The sequence below is a fragment of the Veillonella seminalis genome (assembly GCF_003992065.1).
In the GTDB taxonomy this organism is placed as follows: domain Bacteria; phylum Bacillota; class Negativicutes; order Veillonellales; family Veillonellaceae; genus Veillonella_A; species Veillonella_A seminalis.
On sequence record NZ_RQUZ01000005.1, the window covers coordinates 79,194 to 97,822 of the forward strand.

Here is an 18,629-nt window from a genome sequence, read left to right on the forward strand (position 1 = left end):
TTGGGTAGACTATGACTGGTAAACAAAAACGATTTTTGCGTGCATTAGCCAGTACTATGCCGGCTGTAGTTATGATTGGTAAAGGCGGTTTGGAAGATGCTGTTATCGACAGTGCACGTGCGGCCATTACGGCACGTGAGTTGATTAAGGTAAAAGTATTGAATAATGCGCCTGTTGATCCTGAAGAAACGTTTGAAGAATTGGCCGATATGCTTGGTGCCGAGTTGGTACAGGTTATCGGACACAATGGTGTTTTATATAAAGCTAAAAAAGACCCCAAAATCATATTGCCGCGTTAGTCAGCTGAATTAATCGCATAATGCATTAGTTTTGCTGACTTATAGGAATGTTAATCCGGTAATTTGATGATGAGGAGATATAACTATGAGCGAAAGAGAGTCTATTGATAATAATACAGTGAATCGGAATTCCCGTGAATTATTGACTAAGGCTAAACGTATTGTGGTCAAAGTGGGAACCAGTACGTTAACGTATGATACGGGTCGATTAAATTTGCGACGTATTGAAGCCATTGTTAAACAATTGGCTGATCTGGCGAATCAGGGCAAGGAAATTATTTTGGTCAGCTCCGGTGCGGTAGGTGCCGGTTTGGCCCCCTTGGGATTCAAAGAAAAACCGAAAGATCTTGTTATGAAACAGGCCGCTGCCTCCGTAGGGCAAGGGGTTTTGCTTCACATGTATGAAAAGCTTTTCAGAGAATACGGTCATACGGTAGGTCAAATTTTGTTAACTCGTGAAGACAGCACGAATCGCTCGCGTTATATCAACTTGCGCAATACATTATATGCGCTGATTTCTTTAGGCGTTATACCTATCCTTAATGAAAATGATGTAGTATCCATTGATGAATTTAAAATCGGTGACAACGATACTTTATCGGCTATTATTGCCAGTACGGTGGAAGCTGATTTATTGATTATCTTATCAGATATTGAAGGATTATATACGGCTAATCCGCAAACGAATCCTGATGCGGAATTAATCAGTGAAGTGGAGGCCATTACGCCTCATATTTATGAAATATCCGGCGGTGCCGGTACTGCGCGCGGTACAGGCGGCATGTATACTAAAATTGAAGCAGCCAATATTGCCGTTAATTCCGGGGTTCATATGGTGGTAGCATCCGGTGCTCATAATGACTCCATTGAAGTTATCGCGGCCGGCGGATTACGCGGTACCCATTTTGTGGCACGTGATACGAAGCCGCATATGAAAAAACGCTGGATGGCCTTCGGTACCAGACTTAAAGGGTCTGTTTCAGTTGATGCGGGTTGTGCCAATGCTTTGTTGAAAAAAGGGTCCAGCCTGTTACCGGTTGGTATCATCGGTGTGAGCGGTAATTTCCAAGAAGGTGAAACAATCAGTATCCTATTTAACGGTGAAGAAATCGCCCGTGGTATGGTGAACTTCTCGTCACAGGATATTGAACAGATTAAAGGTTGTAATTCTCACGAAATCATCAAACGCCTTCAGGTAGAGAATGCTCACACGGAAGTAATACACCGTGACAATTTAGTAATCCTCAGATAGGAGTCTTAGTATGACAGAGTATGCAACATATTTCGAAACTATGGGCCGTAAAGCTCGTGTGGCTTCGACCGCTATGCAATTAGCCGATACGGCTGCAAAAAATACATTATTACTTACCGTAGCCGATGTATTGGAATCACATATTCCGGCCATTTTAGAGGCCAATGATTTTGATATGAGCCAAGCCGGCCAATATAATTTGCCGAAAATTATGTATGACCGTTTACGCCTTACGAAAGAGCGTATCGAACAGATGGCTCTCGGTGTTCGCCAACTTGTTGACTTGCCAGATCCTATCGGAGAAGTTATGGAATCTTCTACGCGCCCGAACGGCATGAAAATTTCAAAAGTACGGGTACCGATGGGTGTTATTGCCATGTTTTACGAGGCAAGACCAAATGTAACGGTAGATGCGGCTGCCTTATGCATGAAAACGGGCAATGCCGTTATTCTGAGAGGCGGTAAAGAGGCATTTCACACTAATGAATGTTTGGTTAATTTACTGCGTGATGCTTTATCGGCAGTTAACTTGCCGGCTGATGCGGTACAGTTAGTGACTATAACCGATCGGGCAGCTGTGTCGGATTTGTTGCGGCAAAGAGAATATATCGATGTGGTAATACCTCGCGGCGGTGCCGGACTTATTAAACGCATTGTAGAAGAAAGCCGTATTCCTGTTATTGAAACAGGCAGCGGTGTAGTTCATGTGTATGTGGATAAGGATTGTGATGAATCAAAGATTGTTCCGATTGTCATTAATGCAAAAGTACAACGGCCATCGGTTTGCAATTCGGCGGAAACTTTGCTTATTCACGAAGCGGTAGCACCTAAATTATTACCGGTTATTGCTAAGGCGTTGACGGATAATCATGTGGAAATACGTGGCGATGATGCCTCTCGTACTATTGTTGAAAATATCAACGCAGCAGACGACACTGCATGGGCTACGGAATATAATGATTTAATTATGAATGTAAAAGTTGTGCCTTCGGCTGAAGCCGCTATTGCACATATTAATCATTTTGGAACTAAACATTCGGAATGTATTATTACTGAAAATAAAGAGACTGCTCAAGCCTTTTTACAGCAGGTGGATGCTTCTACGGTGTATGTAAATGTCTCGACTCGATTTACGGATGGATTCGAGTTCGGGTTGGGTGCCGAAATCGGAATCAGTACTCAGAAATTACACGCCCGCGGACCTATGGGGCTTTTGGCACTGACTTCGTATAAATATTATGTGCAGGGAGATGGCCAAATTCGTTCATGAAACAGTGGTTACGCATTATACGAGCCTATGGTTCGTATATAAAAACACCGAAAGGACGCTATGAATGGCAATCCTATATTAAAGCTTTAATATTGTGGCTTGTATTATCATTATTGGTTATGGGGATATTGTACTGCTTATGAAACTTACAGGAAGAATCGGCATCATCGGAGGTACTTTTAATCCTATTCATCTGGGACACCTGATGATTGCCGAAATGGCACAGGAAACCTATGAATTGGATCGCGTAATTTTTGTACCGGCGTATCATCCGCCTCATAAGCATGACGACGTTATCGATGCGCAATACCGATATGAAATGACGGCGGCGGCTGTCATGGATAATCCTAAATTTACAATTTCGGATGTTGAATTTAAAAGGGAAGGCCCATCCTATACGGTGGATACCATAAAATATTTCCGCTCACAATACGGTGAAGATAAGGAATACTATTTCATAGCCGGTACCGATACGATTCAAGACCTGCCGAATTGGAAATACATTCATGAGCTGCTCAGCTTGTGTCATTTTATCGGAGCCGTTCGACCTGACGGTTCGGCGGCAATCGAAAAAATTATCGAATACTTTGGCGATTTGGGCCGTGAGCGAATCCATTTGTTGGAAGTGCCGCTCATGCAACTGTCAGCCACTGATTTACGTCAGCGTTTGCGTACTAAACGCAGTGTTCGGTACATGATTCCTAAAGCCGTAGTTCAATATATTGCACAGCATGATATTTATAAAAAGTGAGGCAAAAAATAGTATGTTTGAAGAAATTATTAATGATTTACAGCAACGACTCAGTCCTAAACGATTTGCACATACCTTGGGTGTTGCTCGAGCTGCAGTCGGCTTAGCTCAACGTTATGGGGCTGAGCCGGAAGAGGCTTATATTGCAGGGCTTTTACATGACTGTGCTAAAGAGGTTCCTTTGTCTGAGATGCAACGGTTGGTAGATGAGGCGGACATCAAAGTAGATATGGATATGTACGTTAACGGTGCTTTATTGCATGGCGTAAGCGGTGCCGTAATGGCTCATCAACGTTATGGCGTTATTGACGGTTATATCTTGGATGCTATCCGTTATCACACAACAGGCCGGGTAGGTATGACAACGCTGGATAAAATTATTTTTCTCGCTGACTATGTGGAAGAGACGCGTAATTTTCCGGGGGTAGATTATCTGCGTAAAGTTGCTTTGGAAGATTTAGATAAAGCTGTTTTAGCCGGTTATGATACGACAATTCGTCATTTATTGGATCAGGGATTAAGTATTTATTTTAAAACAATTCTGGGCCGTAACGATATGGTGCGGCGTATTCATAATCGATAGGATGCGTGCAGTATGGAAGAAGAAGTGCGTAAAAGACCGAAACGGCGTGTAAGAAAAAAACAGAAGGTTCGCTGGGGTCGGGTCATAATTGCTTTAGTAGTACTCGTTGTCTTACTGGGCGGCATCGGATTTGGTATATGGCGCGGCTATCAGGCGGCCGTAGGCTATTTCAGCGGTTCTGCCGACTCAGCGGCAACTACAACAACGGCTGATGTGGCACCGCCTTCGCAGCCTAATCAGGTAACGACGGTACCGCTGGAACAAAAATCATTGGATAAGCCGATTTATATTTTACTCGTAGGTAAAGACAGCAATAATCCGGCACAGGGGGATGCTCTCTTTTTACTGTCGGTTAATGAGCAACAGAAAAATATTGATGTAATCGGTATTCCGTCTAATACGAAAATAGACAGTCGTGATAAAAAATCAGTAGCTATGATTAATACCATGTACAGTTCCGGTAATATCGAACTTACCAAAGCGGTTGTAGAAGATTTATTCCATATTCCTATTCCGTATTATGTGGTCGTAGATGAAGCGGCGTTCAAAAACACGCTTGATATGCTTGGCTCGCAGGATATGTATGTAGAGAAAGAAATGGTTCATATTGATGGTACGACCGATAGAGCGGACGTCAATTTGGCCCGTGGCTATCAAACACTGGATGCGGATAAAGCTTATCAATATGTACGCTTCGTAGATGCCGATAAAAATGCTTTCAGTCGTACGCAACGACAGGAACGTTTTTTGAAGCAATTACTGGGCTCACAGGAAGATACGTTTACGATTTCCCGTATGTGGCATATTTGGCGACTCTGGAGTCATTATGACACCAACATCAGCACCGGTGATGCGATTAAATTGGTTATGGATCTGGGCAGACTCAATAATACTCATATTCAGTATTATATTTTACCGGGAACCAAAGAAACGATTAACGGTGAAATTTTTTGGAACTATGATCCGGTTGAAGCTCAACAATTGTTGGGTATTACCTTAGGTAATGCACCGATTGAAGGAAACAGTGACGGGACTACCGATGATTCTAAAAATACGACAAACGGTAAGGGCAAAGAGGGTTAATTATTAAGTAATTTATGATTACCGACAACTATTAAAGATTGAGCCCGTTACAGTTGGTTGTGAAATATATTGTATTTAATTTTTTATAGTTTATTGTTGGCGATGATTATAAAAAGGAGATTTCATGAAAGAGAAACAAGAAATTAAAGACGTGGCATTAGCATTGGCACAAGCAGGTTTTGACAAAAAAGGCACAGACATTGCCATTTTGGATTTGGAAGGTTTATCCAGTTTAGCGGATTATTTTTTATTGGTAAGTGCTTCCAACGTAAAACAGGCACAGAGTATTGCCGATGAAATTGAAGATAAGGGAGCTGAAGTAGGTGCTACCGTGTTGCATCGTGAAGGCTATCACGAAGGCGAATGGATTTTGCTTGATTTCGGCGATATTATCTGTCATGTCTTCGGCGGTCAGAAAACACGTTCTTTCTATGGTTTGGAACAGTTGTGGAATGATGCGGCTCGCGTAGAATTTACAGGGGCTTAATATGGCAACACAATTATCTGAAAATACGTTAGCCACGCTTAAGGTATTGCGCCAAAGTGACCAGGGTTCTTTTTTGGACGGCGGTACGGGCAATACGAATGATGATATTTTACTCCACAAGGATCAGCAAACGTCACCGGTTGCCATCGGTGACGAAGTACCTGTATTTTTGTACAAGGATCCGAAAGGTCGTTTGACGGCCAGTATGCGTTTACCGGCAATTAAAGAAGGTCAAATCGGCTATGTGGAAGTTATTAATAAAACCCAATTCGGTGTTTTCGTCGAAGTGGGTACCGAACGCGGTATATTCATGCCGCATGCGGAAATGCGCGGTCGCCCACAATTGGGTGAAAAAGTCTGGGTTCATCTCTATACGGATAAATCCGGTCGTTTGGCCGTTTCCATGGATGTGGATGATGCCATGCGCCGTGCAGCCAAACCGGCTACAGAGGCTAAGGTGGGGCAAATTGTAAGAGGCGCGATCTATAACTTCACGTCCGACGGAGCGTTTTTTATAACGCCTGAACGATGGATTGCATTCATTCATAACAGTGAAATGACGCACCATTTAAAAGTGGGCGAATTAATCAAAGCCCGTGTGACTTTTAAGCGTGATGACGGACGTATCAATGTATCTATGCGTCCGGTAAAAGAAACGGCTTTGACGGTTGACGGTGAGGCTTTATTGGCGTATTTATTGCAACGTAACGGTCGAATGCCTTATAGTGATAAATCATCGTCTGATATTATTAAAGCTAAATTCGGGTTTAGTAAAGCAGCCTTTAAACGTGCTGTAGGCCATTTAATGAAAGAAGGCAAAGTTATTCAGGAAGATGGCTGGACTCTATTGACTGAAACGGGTAAAACAGCGGCGACGGAACTTGTAGAACGTAAGGCGAACGGTGAAACAACCACGGATGTGTTGGCAACCGATGATGCCGAGACAAGTAATGAAACCAAGCCGGAAACTCGTGAGGTTTAGTACGGCAAAATAGAAGGCGTAATCAGATTACGCCTTTCTTTGCATTTACCGACTTATTGAATTTGAGGGTTGATTACTTATGAAAATTATTGTGGTAGGCGCCGGTAAGGTAGGCTATTCGGTAGCTCAGCGCCTCGTGCAAGATGAACATGATGTGTATATAATTGAAAAATCCGCCGAGCGAATCCGTAATTTGGAAAACAGCTTGGATGTAAGTTTAGTACAGGGGAACGGCAGCAGTCTGCAATTGCTTAAAGAAATCGGCATGGAAGATGTGGGCATGCTCATTGCGGTAACCGACTCCGATGAAGTTAATATGCTGGCCTGTTCGGTAGCAAAAATCGGCGGTATTCCGCGTACGATTGCTCGTGTTCGCGACAATGACTATTTAAAAGAAGAAAACCGTGAGCTGCAGGAACAATTGGGGGTTGATTTATTTATTAATCCCGAAATGGTATCGGCTCAAGAAATCGTGCAGGTTCTGCAGACCCCGGCAGCCCTTGATGTAGAAGATTTTGCCAGTGGTGCGGTTCGTCTTATGGAATTTAAAATGCATGAAGATGTTCCGTATCTGGGGCAGCGTTTGCGTGATATCACATTTCCGGAAGGTGTTATTATCGTAGGCATTTTACGTAACGGCGAAATGATTATTCCACATGGTGAAAGCCGTTTGTTAATGATGGATAAGGTGTTCTTCTTAGGGGCTCGCGATGCTATCTTAAAAGTAGCTGAAGAATTCCACGAAGTAGATATGATGGAGCAGACCAAGCGAATTTTGCTTGTCGGAGCCGGTCTGATTGGCCGAAATTTAGCCGTGTTGCTTGATCGTGCCGGTTATATGGTTAAAATCATTGAAAAGGACATTGAGCGCTGTGAATATTTGGCGACTTTGGTAGAAAATGCCATGGTTATCAATGGTGACGGTACTGACATGGATTTGTTGGAGGCGGAAGAAATTTCCGATTGTGACGCCATTATTTGCCTCACCGATGATGATAAACTGAATTTATTGGTTGCCTTATTAGGCAAGCATTTGGGCGTACCTAAAACCATCGTACGTGTCGGTCGTCCCGAATATATCGTGCTCATGGAACAGGTGGGTATTGATATCGTATTTTCACCTCGTCTTTTGACATCCGGGGAAATTTTGCGTATGGTTCGTCGCGGTGAAAATGTTGTCAGCATTTCTACTTTTGAAGGTTCCAAAGCGGAAGCCGTTGAAGTGGTGCTCAGTCCGGTATCGCCATTAGTAGGTTGTGCTTTAAAAGATTTAAAATTGCCGGGCAAAGCCCTGGTCGGTGCTGTTGTACGCGATGGCTCAACCATCGTGCCAACCGGTAATACGGTATTGTATGCCAGTGATCATATTGTCTTCTTTACCTTGCCTTATCATGTTAATAAATTATTAACGTATTTGAAGCCGGATTAATCGAGGTGTCATATGCGTATACAGATTGTTATGCGATTAGTGGGGCAATTGATCCTCATTGTTGCAGGAATTATGTTGGTTCCGTTTGTTTACGGGCTAACTGTGGGTGAGTCATATTTTTCATTTGTGGCAGCTTCACTTATGGCAGCTGTAACCGGCGGTTTACTGTATTATTACGGGCAGCCGAGTACAACTTATAGTTTAAGAGATGGTTTCTTGACAGTCAGTTCCATCTGGATTTTTGTATCATTTTTCGCTTCCTTGCCGTTTTATTTTGGTGGTGTTTTACCTAATTTTATAGATGCTTTATTTGAATCTGTTTCGGGTATAACCGCTACCGGTGCTTCCGTTGTTGAAGATGTGGACAGTTTGTCGCAAAGTTTTGTGCTTTGGCGCAGTTTAACCCATTGGCTTGGTGGCATGGGGATTGTTGTCTTGGTATTGGCCTTTCTTAAAAACTTAGGTGCCGATTCGGCGCATTTGTTCAATGCGGAGGCTTCCGTTCCGAGACCGGGTATAGTAATGCCGCGTATTCGTTCCATGGCATTTAAATTATGGACTATTTATTTATTATTTACGGCCGTTTGCTTTGTGGCTTTATGCTTGGCAGGTATGTCGTATTTTGATGCCATCAACATGACGTTTACCACTATCGCTACGGGCGGTTATACACCAAATACCGGTGTTGTCGATATTTATACCGAAAACTGGCCGATCCGTTGGATTTTAATCTTTTTCATGGTTTTGGCGGGCGGTAATTTTACTGTATATTATGCTGTATTCCAACGCGGTCTTAAAGCAGTTTGGCAGGATTTTGAGTACCGCATGTATTTGCTTATATTGTTAACCGGCGCTCTTATTGTTATGTATGCGTTGTACATGTCCGATAATTTTACCTTAAGTGCATCTTTTAATCGGGCTGTATTTATGATCGTATCCATGCAAACGGGCTCCGGTTTGGTGCTCGGTAATTATGATGTGTGGTCACCGCTCGCTCAGATGATGTTGTTTATGTCAACTTTCTTCGGCGGTTGCAGTGGTTCCACGACCGGCGGTATCAAGGTTATCCGCATCATTATTTTAATAAAAAGCAGTATTATTTATTTGCGCAAGGCTATTCATCCCGATATGGTTCAAAACATTACGATTAATGGTAAATCAATGCCTCAGAAATGGGTCCAAATGACACAGCAATTCTTTTTCTTATATATGACGGTGTTTGCCATTTCTGCATTGGGGATTTCAGCCACAGGCCTCAGTTTCGGTGAGTCATTGCAGTGTGTAGCGGGAATTTTGGGAAACGTAGGCCTGGCCTTCGGTTCTTTGGGACCTGAAGGGTCTTTTGGCGTACTTCATCCGGTAGCTAAATTCATCTGCGTGCTCGATATGTTATTGGGCCGTTTAGAATTGTTTACATTATTGGTATTGCTGCATCCTGATTTTTGGCAGGGTTACTTCCTTAAACGTCGTAAACGTTCGTATAAGGTATGGCAGCCTGTAGGTACGCATCGTCGCTTATAGGCTGTGTATCGGTTGTTTAAGTTTTTGGTTACGTCGAGTGTAAGATATTCGGAATAATCGGGCAGAGTATTTAATTACTTCGGAAGCTGGGAATGAGCAGGAGGACTTTATGGAAATTTTGAAACAGCCTTTAGGTTTATATAAGGCAAATTGCTATGTTTTAAAAGAGGCCGGTCAGGCACTTGTCATTGATCCCGGCTTTCATGCTCATAAAGTCCTCGACATGGTAGGGAATGCGGATCTCCAAGCCGTAGTACTCACACATGGCCATTGCGATCATGTGTGCGCTGTCGATGGTATTCTGAAGGAACGGCCGGTGCCGCTATATATGCATCCCGGCGATGATGAACTGCTTCATGCCAAACGAAGGATGCCCTCAGCGTATAAAGGTCTCTTCCAATCGCCTTATTTGCCTTTAAAGGAGGGGAAATTGCAGCTGGGGATATTTGACCTTTATATTCATGAAACGCCCGGACACAGCAAAGGAAGCGTTATTGTACAATGGGGGAACCATTTGTTTACCGGTGACACTTTGTTTAAAAACTACATTGGGGCAACCAACAACTATAACGGAGATGAAGAAGTATTGCAAAAGTCATTGCGTCGCATCATGACTTGGGATCAAAATTTGATTATACATCCCGGTCATGCCGACGATACTACCTTGAAAGATGAATTGGAACATAATCCGTTTTTACAGCCGCTTAAATAATTTAATTAAATTGAAATAAAATATTAAATTTATACTAGACAAAGTACTCTTAAAAATGGTAGAATAATTTTCGTTGCTAAGGGCGGCGAAAGTAATGATACAGTCAAAAGTATGTAAAAACTTTTCAAAAAGTTGCTTGACAATTGTTACTGAAACCCCTATAATAACAAAGTAACGTATACGGCCCCGTGGTGTAGCGGTTAACATGTCGCCCTGTCACGGCGAAGATCGTCAGTTCAAATCTGATCGGGGTCGCCACGTTCGCCCCGGTAGCTCAGTCGGTAGAGCAAAGGACTGAAAATCCTTGTGTCGACAGTTCGATTCTGTCCTGGGGCACCATGTATGCGGAAATAGCTCAGTGGTAGAGCACCGCCTTGCCAAGGCGGGGGTCGCGAGTTCGAATCTCGTTTTCCGCTCCATTTATTTGGCGGCATAGCCAAGCGGTAAGGCAGAGGTCTGCAAAACCTTTATTCCCCAGTTCGATTCTGGGTGCCGCCTCCATATTTTTCCACCCATGCCGGGGTGGCGGAACAGGCAGACGCAACGGACTTAAAATCCGTCGGTTGGAGACAACCGTACCGGTTCGATTCCGGTCCTCGGCACCATTTAGACTGAATGAAAATTCAGTCTATTTTTTTTGAAATAAAGAAGGACTTTTTTCCTCCTATAGCGAACTATATACGTAGAGTAATTAATCATGTATATTTTGGTACAGATAATACTATGCTATAGCTAAAGGAGGATTTCGTATGAACTTTGAACTTCGTGATGGTCATGAGTATATTGATGAGGTAAAAAAACTATTTGTCGATTATGTACGTTCCTTAGGTGTTGCTGCCAATGTGAAAGAATTTGAAGGCTTGGAAGAAAAATATAAAGGCGATCGTGAAGCTTTATATATCGCCTTCGTAGATGATGTACCGGCAGGTTGTGTAGCCTTACGTCATGTTAATTATGAAACGGCCGAAATGAAACGTCTTTATGTACGCCCTGAATTTCGCCGTACAGGCCTTGGTATGAATATTGCCCACATTCTTGTCGAAGAAGCAAAAGAAAAAGGCTATAAAACGCTTTTATTGGATTCTTTGCCAAGCATGGAAAGCGCTAAAGAATTATATAAAGCTTTAGGCTTTAAGAGCACTGACCGCAATGTGAAAAAAACGGTTCGCACAGTCGTACATCTTTCTTTACCATTAGTTTAATCATATACCGACTAAAAATATTAACGCATATTAAAAGCGAGTCCACCTTTTGGCGGACTCGCTTTTTGCATGTATTTTTGATTTTTTTATCGTTACGGTGCTGCTGCTTCAGGGTCATTGGTCAATGGTTCCTGACCTAAGAGGGTCGTCAGGTTGTACTTGTTGAAACGATAGTTAGGATTTGAGAAATCTCTTGTCCTATCATATCGGTTGGTAGGTGCCTGTAAGATACCGGATATTAAGTCGTAGAGTAAATCATTAGTGAAATATTTTTTCTCGTGGTCACGGAGAATAGATGTTGTTTCGGGGTAGGCTGACTCATATGAAGGCGACAGATACACCCATAAAGGAATGCGAGCCATATCGAAGTCGAATATATCCGGATTATGGGAGTAATTAAGACTTTCACCGTGATCGGAGAAATAGATCATAGCTTGTAAATTCAGATGATCTTTGGCGTAGGTATAAATCTGTTGCAATACCCAGTCCGTATAGAGTTGGCTGTTGGCATAAGCTTCTTTGCCTTTTGGTACATCGCCGACTTTCCATTTACTGAATTCATGCGGATAGCGGTCGTTATAGTAAATATGACTGCCCATGATATGAATGACGATAAAGTTATTTTTATAAGGCTCTACTTGTTGCAGGAGCGGTAAAATAACGCCGTCATATTTATCGGAGAACATATAGGCTTCGTGAGCCCATAACGGTCTGTCAGCCGTCTTGGCAATTAAGGAGATGGCGGTATCATATTCACCGTAGACGCCTTGATTACTAAACCAGCTGGTATAATAGCCGGCCTTTTTGGCTACGTCCAAGATATTGGCTGAGTCCAAGAACGGCTTATCATCGTATTGATTTCGTTCCGTTAAAGCACGTTCCAGGGTAGGTACCGTTTGTACATAGGAGGAATACGCATTGCGGAAGAAAATAAAGTCGGGATTATTGGCGGCCATATCGCTTTGCCAAGGGGTGTCATCATATGGGAAGTTCGGATTATATACTTTCATATAATTACGCGATGCCGATTCGCCGATAACAAGAATGATGGTCCCCGGTGCTTTTTGAGCGGCGGTTTGATCAGTTTCAAGTTTTAAATCTTTGTAGATTTCGTGATGTTTATCACTGTATTGTTGTAGCTCCTTCATATACGTAGCTACATCGTTCCAATTTTTAACAATGTCGGTATGCATAAAGCCAAACGGCAGGTAGCCGACACATGCAAGACAAACTACACTGAGGGCGCCTAAGCGGAATTTTGATATAACCTGACGGCGCGCCAAGAGGCTCATTCCCTGATTGGCCCAATAGTAAAAGACAAAAAGAAGTATATTGCCGAGACCGATACCGATTAAGCCGGCTACTCCGGCCGAACTTTTTAAAAAGCCGAAGGCTTCTTCGGGATTAGTTTGATAGAGAGCCATTAAGGTTGCCGGCGTCAAACAATGCCAAGTGTTAATGTAATATCCGATTTGAATCAATGGTATCAGTGAAAGTAACCATTGCAACAAGGCAAAGAGAACACTTAAAGATCGTCGGTACGGCAAATGGTATACCATGAAATAATGGAGCAAGCTGAGTCCGAAAAATAGTAAGGTACCGAATAGAAAATCCGGGAAAAATTCGTAAAAATAAAAAGGCTTAGTATATGACCAATGATAGAGTAACGGGTAGGTCAATGCCCAAGCAACGCCTACGAGGCCGTGGCCCAAAAAGGCGTGATGCCATAAAGTACTGCGCATTAACTGCTGGAAGAGTGCGAGCCCAAACAGCAAAGGGAGACTCAATAAGAGTACATCATCCCAGGCGAAACCCAGGGTAATGGGTTCGTAGATAAAATAAAAAGCGGCAAAAATGAGGACACACCACAAGATTGCTTGAACGATGGCATTGCGCCACCATGATATAAGAGATTTCATAGCACATTTCCTTCGTAATATAATATCATCAATACGATAGCAGAATTGCCGTAAAAATACAAGATGTAATATGTCTTTTTACCTACTTTTACGGTTGTTAAATATTAATTTTCTATGATACAATTAAAAAAAGGTTATCGAGACTTCGTGACGACAAATAAGAGGGGCGTATAACCCCTCTTATTTGTTTGGCCGAACCGGTGAGGAGATATGATGAAACCCTATGAGTATAAGTTGGCTGTTTTTGAAGGGCCTTTGGATTTATTACTCCATTTAATAGAAAAACATAAAATAGATATTTACGATATTCCCATTGTGGAAATTACGTCGCAATATATGGCTCAGCTGGAAGAATGGCAAACTTTTGATATTCATTACAGCAGTGAATTTCTGGTTATGGCGGCCACATTATTACAGATTAAATCGCGTATGTTGTTGCCACGTAATGCGCCTCTTAATCCGGAAGAGGAAGAAGATCCGCGTGACGAATTAGTGGCTAATTTGCTTGAGTATAAGCAAATTAAAGAGTTGACGGAAGCTTTGACAGAGATGTCAGAGGCGAGCAGTCAAAGTTTCAGCCGTCCTGATTCGCTCAGCCAATGGGGGCAGGAAACGGTATTCCGTTTTGATATTGCAGAATTATACAATTTATTTAAAACCTGTTGTGAACGAGCGGAGGAAACGGTTCCGGAACCGCCTAAAGTAAAGGTGGAAAAAGAAGCCTACAGCTTGGAAGATATGATTGACTCTTTGCTTTTAAGAGCCAAACAACAACGCCGTTTCAGTTTTGTTTCCTTGTTAAACGAGGTGACAGTAAGAGCAGCCAAGGTAACTATGTTTATCGCAGTTTTGGAACTTCTTAAACGGCAAATTTTTACTATTTTTACAGTGACAGAAGGACCAAATGACGGATCGCTTAAAGACGTTACATTGGTCAGTGAAATTATTTAGCAGGATATAAGATTGTTCGGCACGGTTTATTTTGTTGCTAAAGTCAGGCACATAAATCTATGCCTAAGCATATTATATCGATACTTAGTATGAGAAAGTGTTTAGAAAGGTGAGTAAGTACATATGACAGATGTGAATCAGCCAAGCGATACTTCGCTGCTCGCCCATTTGGAAGCAATTCTTTTTTCAGCTGCCAAACCGGTTCCCATTGCCTTACTTGGTGAATTGTTTGATTGCACAACAGAAACGGTTGAGTCCTTACTGGAAGAATACGGGGCTCAATTAATAGAAGCTAAACGCGGTTTACGTTTGAAGGTAAGCGGCGTCGGCGCGGAGCTTGTCAGTGCATCGGAGAGCAGTGAGTATGTGAGTAAAATCCGGCAACGAGAAGACCGTTTGTCGCAGGCCGCTATGGAAACATTGGCAGTTATTGCGTTTAAACAGCCGGTTACCAAGAGTGAAATTGAAGAAGTGCGTGGCGTCAATTGTGAAAAAGTATTAAAACATTTGATCAGCCGGGATTTAGTTATGGAATTGGGGCGCAAAGAAAGCATAGGTCGTCCTGTATTATATGGTACAACCGATACGTTTTTGCGTAGTGTCGGTATAGAATCGGTGGAAACTTTGAAACAGGAAGTAGCGACTGATAACAGTATGACAGTTGCTGTTGAAAAGAATGAGACTGTTGAGCGTATTGAAGCTCAAGAGAACGTGGAAACCGATGAGAGCGTGGAGTAAGGGAAAGGAGCAGACTATGGAACTCGAACGTTTGCAAAAATATATTAGTCGTTGCGGTTATGCATCACGACGTAAAGCGGAAGAACTGATTGTAGCCGGTAAAGTGCAGGTTAACGGTCGTCAGGTCACCGAATTGGGGATTAAAATCAATCCTGCCGTAGACCGTGTTAAAATTGACGGTCAACGCATTGAACCTCAAGAATTGGAATATTATATTTTTAATAAACCGAAAGGGAGCATTACTTCGGTAGGCGACCCGCAGGGACGGGCCACGGTTATGGATTACTTGAAAGATATTAAGAATCGTGTGTATCCGGTAGGGCGTTTGGACTATAATACGGAAGGGCTCTTGTTATTTACTAATGACGGTGCTTTGGCTCAGGCATTAATGCATCCGTCCCAAGGCGTGACTAAGACATATGAAGTTAAATTAAAAGGTCGTGTTCTTGATGAACATTTAGAAGCACTCAGCACAGGTGTAACCTTGGAAGATGGTCCTACTTCGCCGGCTGAAATCGTAGATTACGGTTTTGATGTCAAGACAAATACAACCCTTGTGGAAGTTACGATTCATGAAGGTCGTAATCGTCAGGTACGCCGTATGTTTGAGCATTTTAAATACAGTGTTTATAACTTGAAACGCATTGCCTACGGCGGACTTACTTTAACAGGTTTAAAACGCGGTGCCTACCGTAAACTTACGGGCGAAGAGCTTCGCCAGTTAAAGGCCCTTTGTAAATTGCCGTTCGGTAAAACTTCATCGGATGGTACCGGTGGTCGACGAATGCCGGCCAAAGATAATAAAAAACAATTTGGTCGCAATGGTGTGGTACGCGGTGCTAAACGTCGCAGCGGCGGAGGTAGACCATGAAACACATTATCGTAGTAGGTGCCGGCGCAGCCGGCCTTATGGCGGCCACGATTGCAGCTCGTGAAGGGGCAAAAGTAACATTGCTTGAAAAAATGAATATGATCGGCAAAAAAATGGGCATTACCGGTAAAGGTCGTTGCAATATTACCAATGATGCACCTATCAATGATTTTATTGCCAAGACACCGGGCAACGGTAAATTCCTCATGAGTGCTTATCAACAGTTTGATAATCGAGACTTGCTCGATTTATTGCATGATTGGAAGCTGGCAACCAAAGTGGAACGGGGCGGCCGTGTATTTCCCGTATCTGATTCGGCTCTTGAAGTGCGAGATATGTTTATGCGAGTTTTTAAAGGGTACGGCGGGACACTCCATTTAAATGAAGCAGTAAAACGGATTTTAGTTAAGGATAACTGCGTACAAGGCGTTGTTACCGATAAAGAAACCTATTATGGCGATGCCGTTATTTTAGCTACCGGCGGTTTATCGTATCCGCTGACCGGCTCTACCGGTGACGGCTATGCCATGGCCGAAGAGGTGGGCCATACGGTGACGGATTTACGTCCGTCATTGGTACCTTTGGAGACGAAAGAAGCATGGGTTAAAGATTTAATGGGCCTCAGTCTGCGCAATGTAGAATTATCCGTCGTTGCTAAGGACAAAGTACAGGCTAAGCAATTCGGCGAAATGATGTTTACTCATTTTGGTATTACCGGTCCGATTGTACTCTCTTTGAGCCATACGGTAGGCAAACTGATGAAGAAAAAGAATATGGGTGCCATACAATTGGAGATTAACTTAAAACAGGCATTGACGATGGAACAACTGGATCAGCGGATTCAAAGGGATTTTGTTACATATTCTAAAAAACAATTGGCAAATGGGTTAAAAGACCTCTTACCACAACGTCTGATTCCTGTTATTATAGAGTTGGCGAAACTTGAACCGGATAAATTTATTAATCAAGTCAGTCGTGAAGAACGTCAGCGGTTAGTACATGTGTTACAGCATATGCCGCTTACATTTAAACAAATGCGTCCCATTGCGGAGGCGATTGTAACGGCCGGGGGGATTTCGGTTAAAGAGTTTGTACCAAAAACAATGGAGTCAAAGGTTATTAAAGGACTTTATGGAGCCGGTGAAGTATTGGATATCGATGCATTTACCGGAGGGTATAATCTGCAAGCAGCTTTTGCAACCGGTTATGTAGCGGCACGTCATGCCGTACTCGGTGATGAAGCTGAGCAGTAATATGGAGAGGAGTTTTTTGATGAGTAAACAGCGTATTGCGGTAGCTGTTGACGGTCCTGCCGGGGCCGGTAAAAGTAGTATTTCTAAGACGGTAGCCAAACAATTGGGCTATTTATATATTGATACGGGTGCAATGTATCGGGCAGTTACCTGGGCTGTTTTGGAGGCGGGTATAAATCCTGCCGATGAAAAGGCCGTTACGGAATTATTATCTAAATTAACATTACGAATGGAACCGACTGCTGATGCATTTAATATATTTGTTAATGGTCAGGATGTGACGGGACTTATTCGCAGTCAGGCTGTAAATGGGGCCGTATCACAGATTGCGGCCATTAAAGCGGTGCGTGAATTTTTAGTAGCTCAACAACGGGCTATGGCCGGTGCAGGGGGTGTTATTTTAGACGGCCGTGATATCGGGTCGGTGGTTTTGCCGAATGCGGAATTAAAAATTTATTTGACCGCATCTGTAGAAGCTCGTGCCAAACGTCGTTGGTTGGAAACGCCGGATAAAGAATCTGTGTCATTGGAAGACATTAAAAAAAGCGTTATGGCTCGCGATGAAATGGATACGAATCGTAAAGAATCACCTCTTGTATGTGTACCTGAAGCGATTGTTATCAATTCTGATAATTTATCTTTTGATGAAACCGCTGCTCGTATGGTACAATTGATTACGGCAACAGAAAAGTAAAGGAGAGCGTATTCATGGATAAATTTTCAGAATGCTTATGGCGCTCGGCTTTTGAAGTCGTATACGGTTGGATCTATAAAGCAGATGTGGTGGGTCGCGAGAATTTCCCGAAAGAAGGACCGGTCATTGTAGCTCCTAATCATAAGAGCAATAATGATCCCTGTATTGTGGGACGTGCTTTACCGAGACATGTAAGTTTTATGGCCAAAGAGGAATTATTTAAAAATCCGATTTCCAACTTCTTTTGCCGTTGGTTGGGTGCGTTTCCGCTAAAGCGTGGCGGCGTTGATAAAATTGCTATTCGTCATGCTATGGGCTTATTGAAGAATAACTTGGTACTCGGAATTTTTCCGGAAGGAACACGTCAAAAGAAAGATAATACTTTGGGCCGTTTTCATGACGGTGTAGCTTCTATGGCGTTAAGAACCGGGGTGCCGGTGGTACCGGTCGCTATCATGGGCTCTTATCAGATGAAGCGCGGACAAGTCGCGGCCGTTATCGGTAAGCCGATTCCCGTAGCAAAAGCAAAACCTACGACCGAAGCAATTGCCGAATTGAATGAAAAAGTCAGAGTGGCATTACAAGGTCTTATGGATGATTATCGGGCAGCCCATCCGGATTTTAAACGATAA

Annotated in this window: 18 protein-coding genes, 5 tRNA genes and 1 pseudogene; 23 read left to right on the forward strand and 1 reads right to left on the reverse strand. The window is 42.9% G+C overall.

The features are described 5' to 3' along the window. Positions 1-11: 11 nt before the first annotated feature. The 17 genes from yhbY to EO126_RS04595 all read left to right on the forward strand — a co-directional run bounded on the left by yhbY (position 12) and on the right by EO126_RS04595 (position 11,571). Positions 12-299: a ribosome assembly RNA-binding protein YhbY gene (yhbY, locus tag EO126_RS04515; RefSeq protein ID WP_006556842.1), complete on the forward strand. Its 288-nt coding sequence runs from the start codon at positions 12-14 to the stop codon at positions 297-299. A gap of 85 nt (positions 300-384) precedes the next feature. After that, positions 385-1,551, forward strand: a complete 1,167-nt coding sequence (gene proB, locus EO126_RS04520; RefSeq protein WP_006556841.1) for a glutamate 5-kinase — start codon at positions 385-387, stop codon at positions 1,549-1,551. 10 nt (positions 1,552-1,561) lie between these two features. After that, positions 1,562-2,821 carry a glutamate-5-semialdehyde dehydrogenase gene (locus EO126_RS04525; RefSeq protein ID WP_006556840.1) on the forward strand — a complete coding sequence of 420 codons (1,260 nt, stop codon included), beginning with the start codon at positions 1,562-1,564 and terminating at the stop codon, positions 2,819-2,821. Between the two features lie 139 nt (positions 2,822-2,960). Next, positions 2,961-3,572 (forward strand): nicotinate-nucleotide adenylyltransferase, encoded by a 612-nt coding sequence (gene nadD, locus EO126_RS04530; RefSeq protein ID WP_006556838.1) that lies wholly within the window; start codon positions 2,961-2,963, stop codon positions 3,570-3,572. A 13-nt stretch (positions 3,573-3,585) separates the two neighbouring features. Next, positions 3,586-4,155, forward strand: a complete 570-nt coding sequence (yqeK, locus tag EO126_RS04535) for a bis(5'-nucleosyl)-tetraphosphatase (symmetrical) YqeK (protein WP_006556837.1) — start codon at positions 3,586-3,588, stop codon at positions 4,153-4,155. A gap of 12 nt (positions 4,156-4,167) precedes the next feature. After that, complete coding sequence (locus tag EO126_RS04540; RefSeq protein WP_006556836.1) at positions 4,168-5,238, forward strand: LCP family protein; 1,071 nt, start codon at positions 4,168-4,170, stop codon at positions 5,236-5,238. A 124-nt stretch (positions 5,239-5,362) separates the two neighbouring features. Next, complete coding sequence (gene rsfS, locus EO126_RS04545) at positions 5,363-5,725, forward strand: ribosome silencing factor (RefSeq protein ID WP_006556835.1); 363 nt, start codon at positions 5,363-5,365, stop codon at positions 5,723-5,725. 1 nt (position 5,726) lies between these two features. Beyond that, positions 5,727-6,707 (forward strand): CvfB family protein, encoded by a 981-nt coding sequence (locus EO126_RS04550; protein WP_006556834.1) that lies wholly within the window; start codon positions 5,727-5,729, stop codon positions 6,705-6,707. 79 nt (positions 6,708-6,786) lie between these two features. Beyond that, a complete protein-coding gene (gene trkA / locus EO126_RS04555) occupies positions 6,787-8,136 on the forward strand; it encodes a Trk system potassium transporter TrkA (RefSeq protein ID WP_006556833.1) in 1,350 nt (449 codons plus the stop codon). 12 nt (positions 8,137-8,148) lie between these two features. After that, complete coding sequence (locus EO126_RS04560) at positions 8,149-9,657, forward strand: TrkH family potassium uptake protein (RefSeq protein ID WP_006556832.1); 1,509 nt, start codon at positions 8,149-8,151, stop codon at positions 9,655-9,657. Between the two features lie 109 nt (positions 9,658-9,766). Continuing rightward, the gene (locus tag EO126_RS04565) at positions 9,767-10,369 is read left to right on the forward strand and encodes an MBL fold metallo-hydrolase (protein WP_006556831.1); all 603 of its coding nucleotides are present in this window, start codon (positions 9,767-9,769) and stop codon (positions 10,367-10,369) included. A 182-nt stretch (positions 10,370-10,551) separates the two neighbouring features. After that, positions 10,552-10,627: transfer RNA gene (locus tag EO126_RS04570), tRNA-Asp, on the forward strand. A gap of 5 nt (positions 10,628-10,632) precedes the next feature. Next, positions 10,633-10,708: transfer RNA gene (locus EO126_RS04575), tRNA-Phe, on the forward strand. Positions 10,709-10,713: 5 nt separating this feature from the next. Then, positions 10,714-10,788: transfer RNA gene (locus EO126_RS04580), tRNA-Gly, on the forward strand. Positions 10,789-10,795: 7 nt separating this feature from the next. Then, positions 10,796-10,870, forward strand: a tRNA-Cys gene (locus EO126_RS04585). 15 nt (positions 10,871-10,885) lie between these two features. Next, positions 10,886-10,974: transfer RNA gene (locus EO126_RS04590), tRNA-Leu, on the forward strand. Positions 10,975-11,118: 144 nt separating this feature from the next. Continuing rightward, positions 11,119-11,571, forward strand: coding sequence for a GNAT family N-acetyltransferase (locus EO126_RS04595; RefSeq protein WP_006556830.1), 453 nt, complete (start codon positions 11,119-11,121; stop codon positions 11,569-11,571). Positions 11,572-11,663: 92 nt separating this feature from the next. On the opposite strand, the gene EO126_RS04600 is transcribed toward EO126_RS04595, so the two are convergent. Beyond that, positions 11,664-13,490 (reverse strand): phosphoethanolamine transferase family protein, encoded by a 1,827-nt coding sequence (locus EO126_RS04600; RefSeq protein ID WP_127007740.1) that lies wholly within the window; start codon positions 13,488-13,490, stop codon positions 11,664-11,666. A 210-nt stretch (positions 13,491-13,700) separates the two neighbouring features. Between EO126_RS04600 and EO126_RS04605 the strand changes: the two genes are divergently transcribed. The 6 genes and pseudogenes from EO126_RS04605 to EO126_RS04630 all read left to right on the forward strand — a co-directional run bounded on the left by EO126_RS04605 (position 13,701) and on the right by EO126_RS04630 (position 18,629). Then, entirely contained in the window at positions 13,701-14,441 is a 741-nt protein-coding gene (locus EO126_RS04605) for a segregation and condensation protein A (RefSeq protein ID WP_127007742.1), read from the forward strand. 123 nt (positions 14,442-14,564) lie between these two features. Continuing rightward, positions 14,565-15,179 carry an SMC-Scp complex subunit ScpB gene (scpB, locus tag EO126_RS04610; protein ID WP_127007744.1) on the forward strand — a complete coding sequence of 205 codons (615 nt, stop codon included), beginning with the start codon at positions 14,565-14,567 and terminating at the stop codon, positions 15,177-15,179. Positions 15,180-15,195: 16 nt separating this feature from the next. Next, a pseudogene (locus EO126_RS04615) lies at positions 15,196-15,912 on the forward strand (pseudouridine synthase); the annotation flags it as partial. A 134-nt stretch (positions 15,913-16,046) separates the two neighbouring features. Beyond that, positions 16,047-17,303, forward strand: coding sequence for a BaiN/RdsA family NAD(P)/FAD-dependent oxidoreductase (locus EO126_RS04620; protein ID WP_006556825.1), 1,257 nt, complete (start codon positions 16,047-16,049; stop codon positions 17,301-17,303). A gap of 19 nt (positions 17,304-17,322) precedes the next feature. Continuing rightward, the gene (gene cmk, locus EO126_RS04625) at positions 17,323-17,997 is read left to right on the forward strand and encodes a (d)CMP kinase (protein ID WP_006556824.1); all 675 of its coding nucleotides are present in this window, start codon (positions 17,323-17,325) and stop codon (positions 17,995-17,997) included. 14 nt (positions 17,998-18,011) lie between these two features. Beyond that, a complete protein-coding gene (locus EO126_RS04630; protein ID WP_006556823.1) occupies positions 18,012-18,629 on the forward strand; it encodes a lysophospholipid acyltransferase family protein in 618 nt (205 codons plus the stop codon).